13 protein-coding genes, 3 tRNA genes and 1 pseudogene are annotated in these 18,937 nt (G+C 64.4%); 6 read left to right on the top strand and 11 right to left on the bottom strand.

Features of this window, described 5'->3' with window-relative positions:
* Nucleotides 1-435 precede the first annotated feature (435 nt).
* Genes AC1DXI_RS04130 through AC1DXI_RS04140 form a run of 3 tightly spaced genes read right to left on the bottom strand, consistent with a single transcriptional unit; the run spans nt 436 to nt 6,210 of the window.
* The gene (locus AC1DXI_RS04130; RefSeq protein WP_476937560.1) at nt 436-735 is read right to left on the bottom strand and encodes a hypothetical protein; all 300 of its coding nucleotides are present in this window, start codon (nt 733-735) and stop codon (nt 436-438) included.
* 22 nt (nt 736-757) lie between these two features.
* On the bottom strand, nt 758-3,715 hold the full coding sequence (locus AC1DXI_RS04135; RefSeq protein ID WP_476937561.1) for a leucine-rich repeat domain-containing protein: 2,958 nt from the start codon (nt 3,713-3,715) through the stop codon (nt 758-760).
* Complete coding sequence (locus AC1DXI_RS04140) at nt 3,712-6,210, bottom strand: ankyrin repeat domain-containing protein (protein WP_476937562.1); 2,499 nt, start codon at nt 6,208-6,210, stop codon at nt 3,712-3,714. Before AC1DXI_RS04140 ends, AC1DXI_RS04135 begins: the two co-directional genes overlap by 4 nt.
* 413 nt (nt 6,211-6,623) lie before the next feature.
* Between AC1DXI_RS04140 and AC1DXI_RS04145 the strand changes: the two genes are divergently transcribed.
* Both AC1DXI_RS04145 and AC1DXI_RS04150 read left to right on the top strand, forming a co-directional pair.
* A complete protein-coding gene (locus AC1DXI_RS04145) occupies nt 6,624-7,484 on the top strand; it encodes an SGNH/GDSL hydrolase family protein (RefSeq protein ID WP_476937563.1) in 861 nt (286 codons plus the stop codon).
* 472 nt (nt 7,485-7,956) lie between these two features.
* On the top strand, nt 7,957-9,042 hold the full coding sequence (locus AC1DXI_RS04150) for a serine hydrolase domain-containing protein (protein ID WP_476937564.1): 1,086 nt from the start codon (nt 7,957-7,959) through the stop codon (nt 9,040-9,042).
* Nucleotides 9,043-9,712: 670 nt separating this feature from the next.
* Here AC1DXI_RS04150 and AC1DXI_RS04155 read toward each other — a convergent pair.
* The 3 genes and pseudogenes from AC1DXI_RS04155 to AC1DXI_RS04165 all read right to left on the bottom strand — a co-directional run.
* Nucleotides 9,713-10,231 (bottom strand): annotated as a pseudogene (locus AC1DXI_RS04155) (transposase); the annotation flags it as partial.
* 495 nt (nt 10,232-10,726) lie between these two features.
* The gene (locus tag AC1DXI_RS04160; protein WP_476937565.1) at nt 10,727-11,074 is read right to left on the bottom strand and encodes a hypothetical protein; all 348 of its coding nucleotides are present in this window, start codon (nt 11,072-11,074) and stop codon (nt 10,727-10,729) included.
* Nucleotides 11,075-11,134: 60 nt separating this feature from the next.
* Nucleotides 11,135-11,314, bottom strand: coding sequence for a hypothetical protein (locus tag AC1DXI_RS04165; protein WP_476937566.1), 180 nt, complete (start codon nt 11,312-11,314; stop codon nt 11,135-11,137).
* A 237-nt stretch (nt 11,315-11,551) separates the two neighbouring features.
* Here AC1DXI_RS04165 and AC1DXI_RS04170 point away from each other — a divergent pair, with 237 nt between their 5' ends.
* Both AC1DXI_RS04170 and AC1DXI_RS04175 read left to right on the top strand, forming a co-directional pair.
* A complete protein-coding gene (locus tag AC1DXI_RS04170) occupies nt 11,552-12,274 on the top strand; it encodes an HNH endonuclease family protein (protein ID WP_476937567.1) in 723 nt (240 codons plus the stop codon).
* An 898-nt stretch (nt 12,275-13,172) separates the two neighbouring features.
* The gene (locus tag AC1DXI_RS04175; protein ID WP_476937568.1) at nt 13,173-14,516 is read left to right on the top strand and encodes a S8 family peptidase; all 1,344 of its coding nucleotides are present in this window, start codon (nt 13,173-13,175) and stop codon (nt 14,514-14,516) included.
* Nucleotides 14,517-14,906: 390 nt separating this feature from the next.
* Here the strand turns inward: AC1DXI_RS04175 and AC1DXI_RS04180 are convergent.
* From AC1DXI_RS04180 to AC1DXI_RS04190, 3 genes are all read right to left on the bottom strand, one after another.
* A tRNA-Phe gene (locus AC1DXI_RS04180) sits at nt 14,907-14,982 on the bottom strand.
* Between the two features lie 48 nt (nt 14,983-15,030).
* A tRNA-Asp gene (locus AC1DXI_RS04185) sits at nt 15,031-15,104 on the bottom strand.
* A 105-nt stretch (nt 15,105-15,209) separates the two neighbouring features.
* A tRNA-Glu gene (locus AC1DXI_RS04190) sits at nt 15,210-15,282 on the bottom strand.
* Nucleotides 15,283-15,460: 178 nt separating this feature from the next.
* On the opposite strand from AC1DXI_RS04190, the gene AC1DXI_RS04195 reads away from it, so the two are divergent.
* Entirely contained in the window at nt 15,461-16,480 is a 1,020-nt protein-coding gene (locus tag AC1DXI_RS04195) for a PHP domain-containing protein (RefSeq protein WP_476937569.1), read from the top strand.
* A gap of 196 nt (nt 16,481-16,676) precedes the next feature.
* On the top strand, nt 16,677-17,636 hold the full coding sequence (locus AC1DXI_RS04200) for an IS481 family transposase (protein ID WP_476937570.1): 960 nt from the start codon (nt 16,677-16,679) through the stop codon (nt 17,634-17,636).
* Nucleotides 17,637-17,646: 10 nt separating this feature from the next.
* On the opposite strand, the gene AC1DXI_RS04205 is transcribed toward AC1DXI_RS04200, so the two are convergent.
* Both AC1DXI_RS04205 and AC1DXI_RS04210 read right to left on the bottom strand, forming a co-directional pair.
* Entirely contained in the window at nt 17,647-18,192 is a 546-nt protein-coding gene (locus AC1DXI_RS04205; RefSeq protein WP_476937571.1) for a methyltransferase family protein, read from the bottom strand.
* 128 nt (nt 18,193-18,320) lie between these two features.
* Complete coding sequence (locus tag AC1DXI_RS04210; protein ID WP_476937572.1) at nt 18,321-18,923, bottom strand: LysE/ArgO family amino acid transporter; 603 nt, start codon at nt 18,921-18,923, stop codon at nt 18,321-18,323.
* Between the last annotated feature and the right edge of the window lie 14 nt (nt 18,924-18,937).

Genomic DNA, 18,937 nt, shown 5'->3' on the forward strand with positions numbered 1-18,937 from the left:
AGATGCCTTCCCGACCTGGGCCTGCTCGACTGTCTTATAAAACTATTCCTTTTCGAGACAGCAGTTACTAGAACTTAATCCAGTTCGTGTCCCGTCTGTCCTACTTCGCCGGACATTTTCTCGGTCTGGTCATTCAGGAATGGAGCCGCCCAGCGATAAGTAGGGCAGGCCAGAAAGGCTGAAGGCCAGAAGTGATGTCCCGGCGGGCGACCCTCTCACGGCGACCTCACGCACGTCCGGACGGCGCACCGTCACCCGGGCGCACGTCCGGATGACGGTGCGCCCGGATGGCCCCAGCAAGCGCCCAATTATCCTCGCGGCACCCTTTTGGCACCGCTGACGTTCCAAGAGATCAGGTGTTGCAATGGACGCAAGCACCGCAGCACTGTCAGATAAATTGCATCAGCAGTGCCCGCAGCTTCCGCCCCCGCGACCTCACGGATCAATCTTGACCGGCTTCTGTCCGTCGCCCATCACAGTCGAGAGCGTTTTCTTTCCATTAAGAATGGCAAAAAGGATCAGGTAGACGAAGAAGCCGACCGCGAGGCCAATCGAATACCAGGCGAACATGTCCGGTTCCTTGAACAACCCGACTACGGCTGCCCCGCCCACCGCTCCGATCACGGTGGCGATGTCGGAGAGCGACACGCCATCCGCTCGTCGCACCAGCGTGCGATACGTGATCCACCCGATCACCAGTCCGAAGACGACCGCGCCTACCGCAGCTACGTTCATGTGCCACCCTCCATTTTCATTATTAAACGTCTCGTTTTTCGAGGAACAGATCCGACGAGCAGAATGGCGTGTAGACCAGGCCAGCCACGTTCCCCTTGCGAAGCATGTCGAAACGCATCCGGCGCAACGCGGTACCGACGGACACCTTATCGGCGCCCGTGAATGCCTTATAGAAGCGAAGCGCGATCTCGCCCGCGACCGACTGCACCACCGGAATCTCGGTGCCGATCACACCCGCGACATGAACCCCGGCAAGGGCGTCCACGAAATCCACCACATCCTCCGGGTCCAGATCGGCGGTCTCGCAGCCATTTATGAACACCAGCGGTGCCGTGACGCCCCAATGACCCGGTCCCCAATTGTCACTCTCGTCCCAAACGCCGAAATCACCCGGCCCGATCAGCTCCGCCCATCCGAGCTCCAGTGCCGGGACCATTAGCGTGGTGTCGCCCTGCTGCGTGCGACGGCCGTGACAGTAGAAGTACACCAAGGGAAGGGCCGGAGTGGCGAACGCGGTCCGCAGCAGCACCTTTGATTCGCACTCGACCAGGTTGAACATGCTGGTGAAACATCGGGTCAGGTCGTCGAGGTGGGCGGATGTGATGTTCTGGTCGAGCCGGCGGCTCAGCCCTACCGCGGCCTGCGCTGGACCCAAGAACTTGATTCCCATCGCCAAGGTGCCTTTGCGCACGGTTGGCGGTTGCTCGATCAGGTGCCGAAAGCCCCAGAATCCGAACGGGCATAGCGTGTTAACCATGTGCAGGTGGGAATACGGACACGCCGCTGGATACCCCGCGAGCAGCTCAGAACCGGTGGGCCAGTCGGCAAGCAACGGGCACAATTTCCACTCGGCCTGCAGCTCCCTTGGAATGTCATAGACGGCTGACCACGGAAACGGCGTGGAGGTCACCCTGATGATTTGAATGTTGGCCTGATTGGGCAGATGTTCACGCAAAAATCGCCGGTCATCACGGTCGGGCACCAATTTCGCCCATAGCGTCGCCCCCAGCTGGGCCAGCCGGCGCAGATCGAGAACGAAGGCGTCGGTGCGCTTCGCGTTGTTTTCGTCGAACTGCGAGCTACTCCCGCTGGAACCCAGGGTGATCAGCTTGAGCGTTTCGCGAATCGGATCCAGTATCTGTTTCGCTGACATCTCTGTCACGTCTACGGCGATCGCACGGTCTGCACCCTTCACCAGGATCTTGTGGGTGCCTTCGTAGTCGTTCGTTAAAACATTCAGGTCCCGGCTGGGGAGGTCGACTCCGCGCACGGCATCCTCGGCGAGGGCATAGTCCAGCACTCCGCGGATCCTGGCGCGGACGTCGTACGGCCCCACAATGAATTCGGTGCGAACCGACTGAATCGCGTTGTTGCCGTTGTATACCGTGCACCGAAGCATTGCCCGCCCCACTTGCTCGCGGGTGCGGATGGGCACCCAAAGGTACGGTCTTCGTTCCGCCGGCGCGCAGACGTGTTCGGGACCGTCACAGGGGCAGACGAAACTATCGCCAACCGCCGGCAGGAAGAGCCGGTGAATGGTGGCCGCGACGTCGATGTCCGTGCTGGTGACGACGACGTCGAACCAGTACCCATGGTCGGTCGCGACGTCCAGCAACTCATCGCGGATCGGTTGCGGGTTAACCACGATGGTGTCGTCGGCCAATTTGCCGATGTCGATCCGAACGGTGTAACCACCGCCCTGCCCGAGCCAGCGATTCGAGGGCAGCACCCGGCGTTGATTGTCGCCCAGCGCGACATTCAGGACTCGTGCTGTTTGAGGAAGGTCCGCCTGTTCGAAACCCGAAGTGCTATGGCCCGGCAGTTCGACATCTGTTAGCCGGGCGCTGCCGACTCGGCCGATCGCTCCGGCCAGAAACGCGGCTCCCCGGTTTGCGACGTCACGATTCTTCGTAGCCGACAGCGTGACCGTCGTCGATTGGTCGCCGATCGACCGTAGCTGGTCGACAAAGTCTAACGCCGTACTGCGGTTCAGGTCTCTCAGATTAATCGTGGTTCCATCGCCGAAGAGCACCGCCGCGTCAAGCCCGTGGAATTGTTTGTAGTATAGGTCGAGGACCCGGCGCGCATCGGAGGTTCCCGCCACCGACAACTCCATCGGCGTGCGGAATGTCGGGGAATCGTAGTAGCGCCGGTCGGGGTCGGCCTCGCCGCGGATGGAACCCAACAACAGATCGGCGGCCTCCGAGGACGTCATCGTTGCCTCCACACTCCCTGGCGGCGGTGCAACCTGGCCGATCGGGCTATTTAGTGCCGAAAAGCGCTGTAGCGCGGGCAGGTCGATATCGTCAAGTGCGCGGTCGACGAGGTTACCGTCGAGATAGAGTTCGACGAGGGGCAGCCCGTTCAGGGCTCGCAACTGGTCGGCGGTTAAGTGATTTACCGACAGGTCGAGCCTGCGCAGGCAACGAGCGTGCTGAAACGAGTCCGGCAACGTCGACAAATCGTTATTACTTAGGTCCAAGGCCTTCAACGTGTGCGGACTGGGCAGATGGTCCAAAGAACTGATCACGTTGTTGGCCGCATCGACAGCGATGAGCGACGGCAGTTGGCAGACGACATCGATGTCGTGCAAGTTGTTCCCGGACAGGTCGATCCGGCGTAGCGCGACGCACATTGCGAGTTCATCGGGCAGTCCGTCGAGCCGGTTGTCGGACAGGTCGAGATCGCGCAACCCAGTCAGCCCGCCGACTCCGGGATCCAGCTGCCGGAGCCGGTTCCCAGCCAACACCAATGTCTCTAGGCCACTCAAAAGCTCCCGGAACCAATCCGGCAGCTTGACAAGACGGTTACTGCTTACGTCCAGGTGTCGCAGGTCGCCCGCGAGATCCTTGAGCTCGTCGGTCAATTCGCGCAGACCGAGCCGGCGCAAAAGCAAGGTTCCGGTCGCCGACGGGTTCTGCGCCAGCACTGCCGCGGCGATGCGGTCGCTGTCCGATGCTGGTCGCCTCGCGCTGGTCAACCGTCGTCCTTTGCGCCGGCCGCGACGAGGTCCTCGATCATCTTGACTTGTTGACGCTGTCTGGCCATCCCCAGCGGGGTCTTGCCATCCTTGTTACGGACGTTCGGGTTTGCGCCCAGCTGCAACAGCGCCTCGACGGCCTCAGCGGAATAGCTGGTAACTGCCCAATGCAGTGCGGTCTCATCGTTATCGTTGACCGCGTTGAGGTCTGCGCCAGCGCCGGCGAGGCTACGAATGCAATAGAGCATTCGATCGGTTGCGGTTCCGCGGCCGGACTCCGTCCTGCCGTCGCTGGCGAGGATCAACGCGGTGTTGCCCGATCGGGTGGCGCCTTCCAGGCTGGCCCCTCGCTCCAGCAAACGGGACAGGGCGTCTGTGTTCGCCTCGTCGGCAGCGAGCATCAACGGTGTCATCCCGTCGTCTGTTTCTTCGTCGATGCTCGCTCCGCTGTCCAGCAGCGCGGAGATGACGGGGGCTGCGCCGTCCTCGTTGGATCGCGCAGCGAAGTGCAGCGCCACGGCGCCCAGATCGGTTGCGGCCTCCGGGTCGGCACCCGCCTGGAGCAAGGCCTGAACTACGTTCAAGTCAGCGCGGCCAGCCGCGACCATCAGCGCCGTTGTTCCGCTGTTGTCGTGGGCGTCGAGGTGGCCGCCAAGCTCGTGCAGGGCGACGACTGTATCCGCGGATCGCGCCGAGAACAGCGCGGTTTCGCCATTGTGGCTACTAGCATTGACGTCGGCGCCGTGCCTGACCAGAAATCGGATGACGTCCACACTGCCAGACCAGACGGCATGGTGCAGCGGGCGACGGCCTATGTTGTCGCGGGAGGTCGCCGCCGCACCAGCGTCGAGAAGAAGCCAGGCGATGTCGAGCCGGTTGAGCAGCAGCGCGCGCATGAGCGCCGTTTGGCCGGCGCTGTTCGGATGATCAACGACCAGGCCGACTCTTAGCAGACTGGCGACCAGGCTTCCGTTCCGCGCCGCGGCGTCGGTTAGGAGCGTCTGACCGTCATCGGTAACGACATCGTCCAGCGGGTAACCCATCTCGTGCAATTTCTGCAGCACCGAGAGCAATGAAGCCGACTCCGGACCGACCAGGCCGAGGGTCAGGCCATCGCGCCAGACCAGCATGCTGGCACCCAGGTCCGCGAGCGAAAGCTGGTGTCTGTCATAGACCGGCACCGACAGACCGAGCCGGGCGACCGTTGGTGGGTGGCCGCACCGGACACCGACGTTGAGGAGTTCCAGTCGGGTGCCCTCCGGCACGGCTTTCAGGTCGGCGTCCGCGATGTCCGCCAAGAGGTCGAGGTCCGCCGCTACCACCGCGGGATCGCCGTAAAAGATCGTGGGTCGCTTGGCCACCCCGAGCAGATAGCGAATGTCGGCCTCTGCATGACCGATGCGGCCTGCCGCAACGAGTTCGGAGAACCAACGCTCGGCGGCTGCGATGCGCCCGCCGGCATCCAGATCGAGCCCTTTTGCGTCCGAGCGTCCGGCCAGCCGGAGCCAGAGTAGCTGACTTGGGGCCGTCGCTGGTAGGCCAACTACGCCAAAGTGGAAAACGCCACGAGGCGACATCGCCGCGGCGATGCGTTCGGCCGTCCCTCCGATTGCCGTGAGCAAATACCACGCCACGACCAAGGCCGTGTCACGCTCGATGGGTCCCGCACGATCGGTTAGCGAATAGTGAGTGTAGGTCGCGTCGGGATGCGGCTCGACCGAGCAGATCATCGACAGCCCGTTCGGCAGTCGCAGGATCCGAGAGTCGTCCGGCACGAACGGTTGCCCGACCCTGGCGACCGCCGCGGAGTGCATTGCGGGCAGTGCTCGGGCGAGCTTGATCAAGGTCTCGGTATCCGCGGACACCCTGTCCGCACGGTCCCCTGCCATGAACGCACTGAAGATGTGGTGGCCAAACTCGTGATAGATCACAAACAGCAGGCCAGTGTTGGTCCGCCACGACAAGATGGCGTCGCGGCCGAACTCGAATGACGAATCGGTGGCGTCGCCGGGAATAACCTTGCCGTTGTTGACGATCTGATCGAGTGCGGCCAGCTTTGCGCCAGCGGACAGGTCGGCGCCGAATCCGCTGTAGATTTTTACGTGGGCGGCGATCAAGTATGCCTTGAGAATCTCTGATTCGATCGGGGCGTGCCGTTCGACCAGGGCTTGAAACGAGTCAATCGGCGTTTCCTCGGCCTGCTCGGCAAGCTCGCCGATGCCGGGCTCAAGAATCAACAGTTGAGGATGAAAACCTAAAGCGTACAAGCGGATCAGCGGCGCCACATCCGGTGCGTGGACGAGTTGGCTGACGTCCGCGGCGGCGGTCAGACCGGCTTCGCCCGGGTCGACCCCGAGCTCCGAAGCGATCAGTCGACACAGACCGGTGATAGCGGCGAACTCACCGGTTCTGGCCATGTCGCGCAGGATCTGCAAAGCGCTGGACGCCGCCGCGCGGCCGGGGGAAGCGAGAACCAGATCGACGAGAACGTCCACGGTGTTCTGCTCCGTCGCGGGGCGGCCGGCGCGCGGATGGTCGGCCGTATCATCTCCTCGGCCAAGCGAAGGGAAACCCGGCATCACCAATGTCCGCCCCCGCCCGCTCTGAATTTCGCGCTGTAGGTCACATAATGGGCCTTTTGGGTGATTTCGGCAATGCCATAACTTAGCTGCGAAAACTTTGCCACTTATGCGGCGATTGACAGTCCGTGTCGCCCGGGAAGTTTTGGCGCCCCCGGGAAAGCGGCCGCCTTGTCTCATTAGTCGATGGTATTTGAGATGAGGGAGACGGCCGCAATCGACTGCCGACCAAGGTTGACGGAGTATGCGGCCTGCCGGAACGTCGCGAGTGTCCAGTGGAGGTCACTCGCGCCCTAGGCATTGGAGTCCGTCGGGTATACCCTTCGTCCATGCGTCCGATCCGGGGTGCGGCCCTCATGGCCTTGGCAATTCTGCTAACGACGACTTCCTGCGCCGGTCCTGCACCGAGCAGCAGCGCTGACGGCGGTCCAACGCCCACCACCGAGCCGATGGTAGTTCTGGTCATTGGCGATTCCATTCCTTTCAACTCTCCCGACGACTGCCCCGGCTGCACCGGTTTCGCCGACTCGTTCGCCAAGGCGCTTGCGGCGGAGGGCAGGGGCGAAGTGACAGTGCGGAACAAGTCGCGTCACGACGGAGCCAAGACACAGGACATCGCAAAGCAGCTGGGCGTGGACAAGAATCTCATAGCCGAGTTGGGCACAGCTGATGTCGTGCTTCTGTCCTTCGGGTTCAACGACCAGCCGCCATACGCTTCAGGGGGTTCGCCGTGTCAGAGCGTCAAGGAAAGCGACGACGACGCCGCTTTCGTCAGCGGACTGGCCGGCACCACTGCGGAGTGCATGGACAGCAAAACCCAAGAGTTGCGTGCACTTTCCACGACCATCCTTTCCCGCGTCCGTGAACTGTCACCCAATAGTTCCGTGGGGGTGCTCAACTCCTACAACTCATGGATCGGATGGGAAGCCGCAAGCAAATATCCGGATAAAGTCACTGCGGTTGCAGAGAAGTCAGCGTACGCGCTGGATGCTTGGAACACTGCACTTTGTAAGGAGGCCGCGGCCATCAAGGCGGCCTGCCTCGATATCTACCATGCATTTAACGGGGCCGATGGGCGCTCCCCGGCCGGTGTTCTTCTTGCCGCTGACTACACGCATCCATCCCAGGCTGGCAATGACGCCATCACAAAGGTCCTTCTCGCAAGCGAAACGCTCAAAACCGGCCGCTGACCCCCCCAGCAGCTGCGCTGCCGTCCACAGGACGGTTGAGCCGGTGGAGCGGATACCTATGATCCGCAGGGCAGCAGGCAAAAATGAAGAAAAACGCTTGTGCAGCCCGAGCGGAGCGAAGTCCTTTGGGGCAGCACTTAACGAGGTGGGGCCGGTCCCCGCTGCGGAAGTTCTGCACAACCATGGGAATCGGGCTAGAGAGTCCGTTCGGGGACCCCTTAGCTGCGATCGGCGCTGGATGCTGAGTGCAGAGTCACGGGGCGTCGGGGCTCCGCTGCTGCATCCAATAGTCAGCGGGCTGTCTGGGGAGGGACTTAACGAGCCCGACCTATCCACTGGACACGTTTGAGCGTAAAACGATGGCATGGGTGCCTTGGCAGCTTGGTGGCGGACGCCTTTCCGTCCGCTCGGTGCCGTAGCTTTCGCCGCGGCTTTGGTTCTCGCTGTGAGCGGTTGCGTGGGGGCCCCTCCCGTGCCGGCTCCGCCGAGCGTCGCCGCGATCCAGGCAGCGACGGATTCTCTGGAACGCAGGGTCCAGCACTTCATGGATGGCGGCGCGACGGCCTTTGTTGTGCAGGTGAGATGGCCTGGCGGCGAATGGTCCAAGGCCTACGGGGTGCGAAACCTGGTTAGCAAGGACCCGGCTCAGCCCCAGGACCGGGTATCCGTTGCCAGCATCACGAAGTCGATGGTCGCCGTCTCAGTCTTGAAACTCGTCGACCAGGGACTTATCGGGCTCGATGCCCCGGTGAACGGTGTCCTGGAGAGCTTCCGAACCACGCTGCGGCCGCCCGGACCGATCACCGTCCGCCAGTTGCTGAACCATAACTCAGGCATGCCCGATTTCGGCGACTCAGAATACGCGGCGGGACCACTGAAGCAGGTTGCGAACACACGGCTCAGCATGCAACGAGGACTCGAACTGGCCGCCACGCTCCCCTGGGAGGCCAAGAATGTGGACCGCTTTTCTTACTCGAGCTCCAATTACCTGGCTCTCGGCCAGCTGATCGAAAAGCTGCGCGGACGGCCCGTCGCCGACGTGCTTAATCAAGACATCTTCGGACCTCTGGGACTTCAGCACACGTCGCTGGCCGAACCGGACCGCCAGGCTCCGGACAACATCCACGCCTACCTCATTGAGGGCGGCGAACGGGTCGATGTCACCCAGCCCGAGGCCTTTGTCGGCTCCCCCGCAGGCGGCGTCATCTCCACCACGCAGGACCTAAACACCTTCTACCGGGCCCTCCTGCGCGGCCAGCTCCTTTCCCCCGCCATGCTTGAGGAAATGAAGAAGAAGACCGAATTCTGGGAATACGGACTCGGTCTAGAGCGGTATCCTGACGCATGTTCCGGCGGCGTCCGCTACGGCCATGCAGGGCACATATTCGGCTACATGAGTATTTCCATCACGAGCGCCGACGGCGGCAGCCAGATCACGATGACCATGGCACTGCGGCCGCTGGCCTGGCAGGACCCTGCAACTGCACGCCGCGCCGACCTGCTCCAGACGCAGATGGAATCGGCTGCCCAGGAAACCCTCGACCGCCTCTGCCAATGAAGAGGTTGGGGAGCCGGGCCTGGGCGGAGCTCTTTTCGTTGTGAACGCGGCGACCTTGGCCGGAGACCGCTTGGCCGGCTTATCCCATCCCGGCAATGCCAGCCCAAGTCCCACTCCCGCCGGTCCCGCCACCGCCACGGTCGTCGTCCTTACCACAACGCCTGCAGCGCTTGTAGCGGCCGCCATCCTCGGTGAACTCCGGGTGCCAATCGTGGCGCATGTTCAACTTACACAACAGGGTCCTCAGCATGACGCACTCCGATCTGCGGCACGATCCACGCAACCCGCGATCCCTACCCAGCCAACGCCATTTTAAGCCCGCCCCCTTGTCCTCGCCAGTGAAACTCCCCATAGCCCTTCACCTCGTGAAAAGTGCCGGCCCTCGCGCGTGTCCATCCGGGCGTACCCGTCCCCTGCCCTGTTGTCGGCGGCAAGGACCGTGGCGGTCAGCCGGAACGGGGATCAGTGTGGAGCTTGGACTTGGGATGCTGCTGCCAGCGGGGAATCCGGTTCATCTTCCCGCCGGGAGGTAGTCCGCTACCAACTGTGGGTGGCGGCGGCGGTCTATGGCATCAACGTGCCTGCGGAACCTGCCCCGGTCAGGGCCGCCGAAACCGTGGGCGCGTGGCTCCGCGCCGTGCTCGTCCTTGTGTCCGGGTACCGGGTCGGCTCACGCAGCCAGGCGGGCGGGCGGACCCGTGACCGGGGTGTAGGTGGTGCCGTCGCGGAGCATGGGCCACAGGACATTCAGTCGGCGCCGGGCCAGGGAGAGCATGGCCTGGATGTGGGTTTTCCCTTCGGTGCGTTTGCGGTCGTAGTAGGTCCGCGAGGCGGGGCAGCCTTTCAGCGCCGAGAGCCCGGAGAGATAGAACACCCGCAGCAGCCGCCGGTCGTAGCGGCGGGGCCGGTGGTGGTTGCCGGTGATCCGGCCGGAGTCCCTGGGTGCGGGGGCGAGTCCGGCGACGCCGGCGAACCGGTCCGCGGTTTCAAAGACGGTCAGGTCTCCGCCGGTGGCGCCGAGGAACTCAGCGGCGAGGACGGGTCCGAAAGCGGGCATGCTGAGCAGGGACGGGGTGTGCCGGTGTTCGGTGACTTTTTCGCTGATCAAGGCGTCTAGGTCGGCCAGTTCCTCGTTCAGGGTCAGGATTTCCCGGGCGAGGGCGGCGACGATCAGCTCTCCGAGGTGCTGGGCCGCAGGGCGGCTTTGGAACGGCTGTAGTCGAAGGCACGCTCCAGAGCCGGGAAGTATTCGAGCAGCTGGGCCTGCAGGCGCTGCCGGATACGTCAAACCCAGCAGATAACCGCGCCGTCGTGTCCTTAATCCGGCGATCATGCCGCGTCTCTCTAATGGTTGTGGCTGGTCTGGGATTGGCTGGCAGGCTGGTCGTGGCCAATCCTTCCAAGCCGTCACACAAAGTGTCCGGCACAGCAGCCAAAGCCATACCCGCCTCCCCTGGGTAGCCACGACCCTACAACGGCCAGCGAAAACTACGCGTCAACAACATAAGGGCAGCAGCCAAAAAACGCCGTAGACAGGCCAGGGATGGCCGGAGCCCTGCGACGGACAGTACTGGACCACACAGTCGGCCGCGCCAGCGGACGCCCGAAAGCGGTGTCCGTGGACTCGTGCTGCCAGCCTGTCGTGTGGGAGGACCGTGACGGCTACTGATTGTTCATCTCCGGGTCACCGCGGCGACGCCGGAGGGCCCGGGTCCGGGAAGGTCGCGTACCTAGTCTTCAACGACTCCAGGTCCGCCAGGTCCTCTTCGGAAGGTTCGGTCCGGTCGATAGTGAGCGTCTGCACCCTGTGGCCCAGGTCGGCCCACGTTTTGACGTACGCGTCGGCGTCCACAGTCAGCGTCCCCTTGAACCCGGTCGCTTCCAGGCTCGTCAGCCGAGCGGTCCACGAGCCATCGTCGCCCGTGATCGGCCAGCCGGCATCCATTTGCCAGTCATTTTCGGCCCGGCCCAGGAACGTCGAATGGCGGGGCAGCACGAGGGACCGGGGCGGCCGGCGCGGCGGATTCGACACGACGGGCCCGTCTTCGGCCTAGCCGTCAGCCTCGACGACCCTGGAACCGTAAGGGGTCAGCTAGAAGGCCCCGACACCGTCCATCCTGATGTCCCAGTAGCCGCCCGTGAAATTCCGGAAAGTGCCCCGCTCCCCCTCCGGTCCCGAGTAGATTTGGAAGTCGGTCGCGAAGCTCCCGGCGAGGAACACCGGCTCGGCGCCGGCCATGAGGCTTATGAGCTGCCGGTGGTTCGGGATCATCGTCGTTCTCCCCCTAGAGTACGGAAACTGCCGGCAAGGGCCCGCGGCTGTGCTGGCCAACGTAGCACGCGAAGCACCTGGTAGACGCAGATTCCCGGAGAAAATCCCGACGTCGCATAAGCCGGGCGGACTCTTCGTACGCCCGGAGAGCTGCTGAACCGCCGCGACTGTCGGCGGGTTTGCGACTATTGCGTCACGCCGTCTTTGGACGTCACTTTCATCGAGTATGGGGGAACCATGAAGGTCCATCACTCCAGCAATGTCCGCGCCACAGCCTTGCCGGCACTGAAATCCAGCCCGTTGCTTCGGCTGCGGCGGGCGGTCGGTGCATCGGTGGTTGCGGCAGGCCTGCTGCTGGCCGGCATTGCCGTTCCAGCCGAAGCTGCAACCGTCTACAAGGCTCCGCTGCGGACCGCCGTGCGCGGACTCATTGTCGCGGCCGAGGTCAACGCGGGCTATGACCGGGACCGCTATTTCGGTGTCTGGCGGGATACCAACGGGGATTGCCAGAACACGCGGCAGGAAGTCCTGGTCCAGGAGTCCAGGGCTGCCGTGTCCTATACCAGCCGGGGTTGCACGGCCAGCACGGGTCGCTGGGTGACATCGTGGGACAACCGCGTCCACACCTCCGCCTCGACAGTGCAGATCGACCACACGGTCCCGGTTCATGAAGCCTGGGGATCCGGGGCCAGGTTCTGGACCCAGGCCCGGCGCGTGGCCTCCTACAACGACCTCGGCGACACCCGCACCCTGAACGCCCAGACGTCCGCGCTCAATTCCTCGAAGCAGGCCAGCGGCCCGGAGGCGTGGATGCCGCCGAAGAACCGCTGCGCGTACATCGCCCAGTGGGTGGCCGTGAAGATCCGCTGGGGCCTGCGCGTCGACAGCACAGAGAAAGCGGCACTGGTCCGCTACGCAAACTCCTGCCCCAACATCACCCTCACGGTCACCCGCGCCTAAGCAGCAGACGGCCTTCCCGCACCTGCCTGGGCCTACCGAGGCCTGCCCAAATGCTGTGCCGGAGCAGTAACGCCCCGCCGGGGATAACCCCGGCAGCGATTCTCCCGGTCCCTGATGCCGCCTTGCTGATGCGGCACGGTAAACAGCCTTTGATGGACCCGGCCCCCGAGAAGTGGCGTCACTGAGCGGATTCCTCCCCGCAAGCTTAGGGTTTCCGGCGCCTGGACGGGTCCACCGCTTGGGCTGGTGAGCCACGTGGTCGCTCCAGCGGGGCAGCGTCCGCCTCCGTGCTGGGGTATCCGCTCCCAGGGCTGGGATGTGTCCGGCCACCCAGGCTCGTTCACCTCTGGCAGCACTGCCATGCGCAAGGGCACCAAACTCAACATCGCTGGCCCGGGAGCCGATTGAGGTTGCCGCGTCTTCGCGCGCCGTGCCAGGCGAAGCCAAGTAGGGCCGAGTAGGGCCAAGTAGCCCAGAGCCGTGCGGACACTCGTGTGCTGCCCTTTCCGTGGGGGTTGACTGGCCGTTGGTAGCCGGCAGTCGTTCCGGCGGTTCTGGCTGCCGATCACTTGTTGGGGCCGATAAATCATGAAGGAGTTCGATGAACATCTCACCTGGGCCTGAATCGGAGGGGAACGCAGTCGGGAATCAGCGTCTGGGGTCCCTGCTGAGGAACGACGACCATAAGGCAACATCCCTCGGACCGACCATTCAACGCCTGACCGTTTATGCGACCTGCCTGAGTTTCCTCTTTCTCGCCCTGGGGGCCCTCCCCGGGCAGGCGGCACGCCCTCAGGATGCCCCGGTCAAGCCGGGGCATGGCAAGGTCATTCCGGATCAATACATAGTCGTCCTCAAAGACGGATCTGATGCGGCTGCGGTTGCCCGCCGCAATAATGTGAAGACGAAGTTTGTTTACTCGGCCGCGATATCCGGATTCGCTGCAACCTTATCCAAGGGTGATCTGGCAAAAGTCCGCAAGGACTCCGCCGTCGACTACGTGGAACCAGATGGCGAGGTTACCGCGACGAAATCGGCCCCTCCTCCGGATCCCGCGGCCAGCAAGGCTCCCGGCCAGCCTGTCTCCGTGTCTCCCGGGGTGAACTCCTCAGCCACGCAAACGGGAGCCACTTGGGGCATTGACCGCGTGGACCAGCGCACCGGAATCAATGGCGGCTATAACTACACGGACACCGCCTCAGGAGTAACCGCCTACGTCATCGACACCGGCATCAACACCGCCCACACCCAGTTCGGGACAAGAGCCAGCATCGGATTCGACGCAGTGGGCGACGGCCGCAACGGACAGGACTGCAACGGCCACGGGACGCACGTGGCCGGAACCATCGGAGGATCCACCTACGGTGTGGCGAAATCCGTGGCGCTGGTCGCGGTCCGCGTACTGGACTGCACCGGATTCGGGTCGTTCTCCAAGATCATCGCCGGGGTTGACTGGGTCACTTATACACACAACGGGCCCTCCGTCGCCAATATGAGCCTCGCCGGTGGTTTCAACCAGGCAACCAACGACGCGGTCACCAGGTCCATCTCGAGCGGGGTGACCTACGCGGTAGCAGCGGGCAATAACAACGCCAACGCCTGCAACTACTCGCCAGCGTCCACTCCAGGAGCACTGACCGTCGGCGCAACCGGCCTGAGCGGGAGCACCGATGTGAGGGCTTCCTTCTCCAACTGGGGGACATGCCTGGACGTGTTCGATCCGGGCGTCAACATCACCTCGGCATGGATCGGAAGCACCACGGCGACCAACACCATTTCGGGAACATCGATGGCTGCCCCGCACGTTGCCGGACTGGCGGCGCTCTACCTGAAGAGCAACCCCTTCGCGTCACCCGCAACCGTCATCGGTGTCATCAAGAGCACCGCCGTTACAGGAATCGTCAGCGATCCTGCCGGATCACCAAACCGCTTTGCGCGGAAGTGGAACGGTAACCTCGCAGCAAACGGAACCAGCGGCTACCAGCCGGATGGTTCCTCGTGGTATCAAGCCGGTGCGGGTTACATCCAGGGCTGGCTTGCCGGGACTGCGGGACGAGACACGGATCTCTACCTCGAGCGCTGGAACGGCACCACCTGGGTCACAGCCGCCACGGCCTCGACCCTGACCGCGCGCGAACGCATCGCCTATCTCGGGACAGGCGCCACGTACTACCGATTCCGCATATTCCAATTCAGCGGTGGGGCCGGAAGCTACGATCTCTGGACCAATCACCCGGCCTGACAAAGCCGGCCTGCACCGGGGGCCCACGACAGAAGAGGCTTCAGGTGGTTTGAGCTCGTGAAACCACCGAAGCCTCTTCCGTCGTGAGCCCCACCAGCCGAACTGAGCGCACTCCAGCCGTCCGTGGGCATCCCGCCCCGGCCGTCCGCGTATAGCGGTAAGCTCAGCGACCCAAGGGGTACCCCTCGGGCAGGTCGTGCATCTGTAGGAGCCACGGCTCTCGGTCTACGCGGCGGTGCTACACCTTTGGTGGCTTCTACCAGAGCGATACCAGAGGTTTGTCCACGATCTTGGCTGATTCCGCCTGATTCAGACTGAATCGGAGGCTTCCCCAAATAACAAAAAACCCCGCAGATCCCTTATAAGCACGGGGAACTGCGGGGTTCTAGCTGGTGGCTCCGACCGGCGTCGATCCGGTGACCTTTCGATTTTCAGTCGAACGCTCTACCAACTGAGCTACAGAGCCTAGGTGACATGTCACCTTGAAGGCCGGAATTTCTTCCGGCAATCAGAGCGACCCTGACGGGACTTGAACCCGCGACCTCCGCCGTGACAGGGCGGCGCGCTAACCAACTGCGCTACAGGGCCTTGCTTGTTTACTGCTTGTTCTTGCTGTTCGCGGTATCGCTACCGCAAATTTTCAAGGCCTTTAGCCTACCAGACTTTTTCATCCGGTTTGACCAGTTCCTTGCGTACCCCCAACGGGATTCGAACCCGTGCCGCCGCCGTGAAAGGGCGGTGTCCTAGGCCGCTAGACGATGGGGGCCAGGACGCCATCCGGGGAAACATATCAGGGCAAAAATTAAGGGCCGAAGCCTGTCGTTTTTGTCCTTTCGGGTTCCTCCGAACTGGACTATAAAACTATAAGGGCAGACCCCCGGAATATCCAAAATCGCCCCCTCCGCAGGGGCAAGACCGGGGCAAGGTGGGTGCAAGATGGACTGATGGATGCCGTTGATGCCCTCAATGAAATCGCGTTCTGGCTGGAACGCGAGCTGGCCCCCACCTTCAAGATTCAGGCGTTCCGCAAGGCAGCCGGGATTATCGGCGCCCTGGACCCGGACGAAGTCGCAGCGCGGGCACGCAACGGCAGGCTCAAGAGCATGAAGGGCATCGGGGACAGAACGTTCGAAGTTATCCGGCAGGCGATCGACGGCGGCGTGCCCGACTACCTTGAGGGCCTGCGGCAACGCGGGCAGCAACCCCTGGCGACCGGCGGCACCGAACTGCGCTCCGCCCTCCGCGGGGACCTTCACAGCCACAGCGACTGGTCCGACGGCGGGTCCCCGATCGGGCTCATGGCTGACGCCGCCCGGACGCTGGGCCGGGACTACCTCGCCCTGACGGACCACTCCCCCAGCCTCAAGATCGCCAACGGGCTGAGCGCTGAACGGCTTCGGGAACAGCTGGACGTAGTTGCGGACATCAACGGGGACGGCGGGGGCTTCCGCCTCCTGGCCGGGATCGAGGTGGACATCCTGGAGGACGGCACCCTGGACCAGTCCCCGGAGATGCTGGACCGTTTGGACATCGTGGTGGCGAGCGTGCACTCGAAGCTCCGTTCCGACCGGCGCACCATGACCGAGAGGATGTTGGGCGCCATTAATGATCCGCACATGAACGTCCTCGGCCACTGCACCGGCCGGCTGCTGCAGGGGTCGAGGGGAACCCGGCCGCAGTCCGAGTTCGACGCCGGGCGCGTGTTCGCGGCGTGCGCCGAGAATAATGTGGCCGTCGAAATCAATTCCCGCCCCGAACGGCAGGATCCGCCGGACGAACTGATCCGGCTGGCCCTCGATGCCGGGTGCCTGTTCAGCATCGACAGTGACGCCCACGCGCCGGGCCAGCTGGATTTCCTGCAGTACGGTGCCGAGCGGGCGGCCTCGAACGGCGTGCCCGCCGAGCGGATCGTCACCACCTGGCCGCTGGATCGGCTGCTGGAATGGTCCGGAGGCGGCAAATAGCGGGCGGTCCAACTGTTCTGGGCCATGCCCCAGGCCTCCCCCGCCCCAGGCCGACCCCAGCCCGCCAATACCCATGCCCCCGATGCCCTAGGTGTACTGAGCCGGGACGTTGTTGACACGTAGGGCTTGAAAACGAGGAGGACCTCCGGGCTAAGTGGAGCTGTCTAGTTCACACACTCTGCACGCGGAGGTCCTCATGTCCCACGTTAATGCCCGCCTGACAGTTCACGGAAGACGCCTGATTGTCGACCGGGTGGCTGCCGGCCGCCCGGTCGCCCATATCGCTGCGGAGCTGGGCGTGTCCCGGCAGACCGCCTACCGGTGGGTCAGACGCTTCCGGGCCGAGGGCCCGGCCGGTCTCCCGGACCGCTCGAGCCGGCCCGGATCAACACCCACCCGCACGAGTCCCGAACGCGAACAGGCCGTCCTGGACGCCCGACGGTCCTCCCGGTTCGGGCCGCTGCGGATCGCCGCGCTCACCGGCGTTCCGGCACGGACCGTGGGCCGGATCCTGCGCAGGCACGGGGTCCCGCGGCTCGCGGACTGCGATCCGCTGACCGGTGCCCCGATCCGCGGCGCCCGGACCACGGCGAACCGGTACGAGCGGGCCCGGCCCGGGGAACTCGTCCACCTGGACGTCAAGAAACTCGGACGCATCCCGGACGGCGGCGGCTGGCGGGCCCACGGCCGCTCGGAGCAGGTCAAGGGACGCGGCATCGGGTACGACTACGTCCACGTCGCGATCGATGACCACACCCGCATCGGCTACGCCGAGGTCCTCCCCGACGAAAAGGGCGCCACCGCCGCCGGCTTCCTCACCCGCGCCGCGGGCTACTTCGCCGGCCACGGCATCCGCCGGATCGAACGCGTCATCACCGACAACGCCTTCGCCTACCGCAACTCCACAGCGTTCCGCCAGGCAGTCGCTGATCTCGGCGCCGTCCAGCGCTTCATCAAGCCTCACTGCCCCTGGACCAACGGCAAAGCCGAACGCTTCAACCGGACCCTGCAAACCGAATGGGCCTACCGACAGGTCTTCACCAGCAGCAACCACCGCCAAGCCGCCCTTGCACCCTGGCTCGAGCACTACAACACTGAACGAATCCACACCGGCATCGGAACCACACCCATCACCCGAGTGTCACCAACCTCATGACCCACTACACCTAGGCCCGGGACTGGTCCGGCCCCTCGGGCCGCCACGGCGTGGGCCTGGGCAGCCAGCGCGGGACGTTGCTGCGGTACTCCGCGTAGGCCGCACCGAACTTCCGGGTCAGCGCCGGCTCCTCGTACAGCCGGACAAAAGCCACCACCGGGATGGCGCCGATGCCCAGGGCCAGGAAGAGCTTCGGCTGGCCCAGCAGGAGCCCCTGGCCTGCGACCGCCGCCGCAATGGATACGTACATCGGATTCCGCACGTACCGGTAAAGGCCGCCAACCACCAGTTGCCTGGGCGGGGCAAATGGCGCGGGGGTCCCGATGCCCTCGACGGCGAAATGCACAAAGGAGTTCGCGATGACGGCCGCGCCCGCACCGATCAACAGGGCGCCGGCGACCTGCGCGGGCACCCCGCCGGGGACCGGGGACTCCACCTTCCAGCGGGTCAGAAGCCACGGCACCACGCCGGCGGCGGTTGCGGGAGCAACCGCGAAGGCGGCTGTACCGATGGCTGCACGCCGCCGTTCGCGGGCGGAAGCTGGGGCTGCGGTCATACCAGCAATCGTGACCCCGCCACGTTAAGCGGGCAACGGCCCACCGGCCCCACGGGGGGCGGATCAGCCTTGGGTTTCCCCACACCCTGCGGCAGCGCGCTTTGGGAGGATCGGTAGGCGGGCGCGTGTCAGGTAAGCAGCAGCACGGCAAGGGCGACCATCACGACGGCGATTCCGGCGTCGAGCACGCGCCAGGCCGTCCGGCGCCGGAACAGGGACGTCAGGAACCGCGCCCCCGCGCCGAGGGCGGTGAACCAGGCAATGCTTCCAAGGCCGGCCCCGGCGGCGAACCACCAGCGCCCGGCCTCGCCCTGGGCGGCAGCGAGGGACCCGAGCAGCAGCACCGTGTCCAGGTAGACGTGCGGGTTCAGCCAGGTGAAGGCCAGGCAGGTGCCAAGGACGGCGGCCGGGCCGGCGGCCGGCTTGCCGGCGGGATTCTCCATCTGCTCCCCGCGGACCGCGCGCCGGGCCGCGAGCGCCCCGTAGGCGAGGAGGAACGCGGCCCCGGCCCACCGGATCACGATGAGGACAGCGGGCGCCCGGTCCAGGAGGATGCCGATGCCCGCGACGCCCAGCAGAATCAGCACGAGGTCCGAGACCGCGCAGACGGCCACCACCATGACCACGTGCGAGCGCTGGATGCCCTGCCGGAGGACAAAAGCGTTCTGCGCGCCAATGGCAACGATGAGGGACAGTCCGGCGGAGAGACCGGAAAACAGGGGGAGGATCACCACTCCACGGTAGG

This window comes from Arthrobacter sp. P1_H7, from assembly GCF_056405215.1.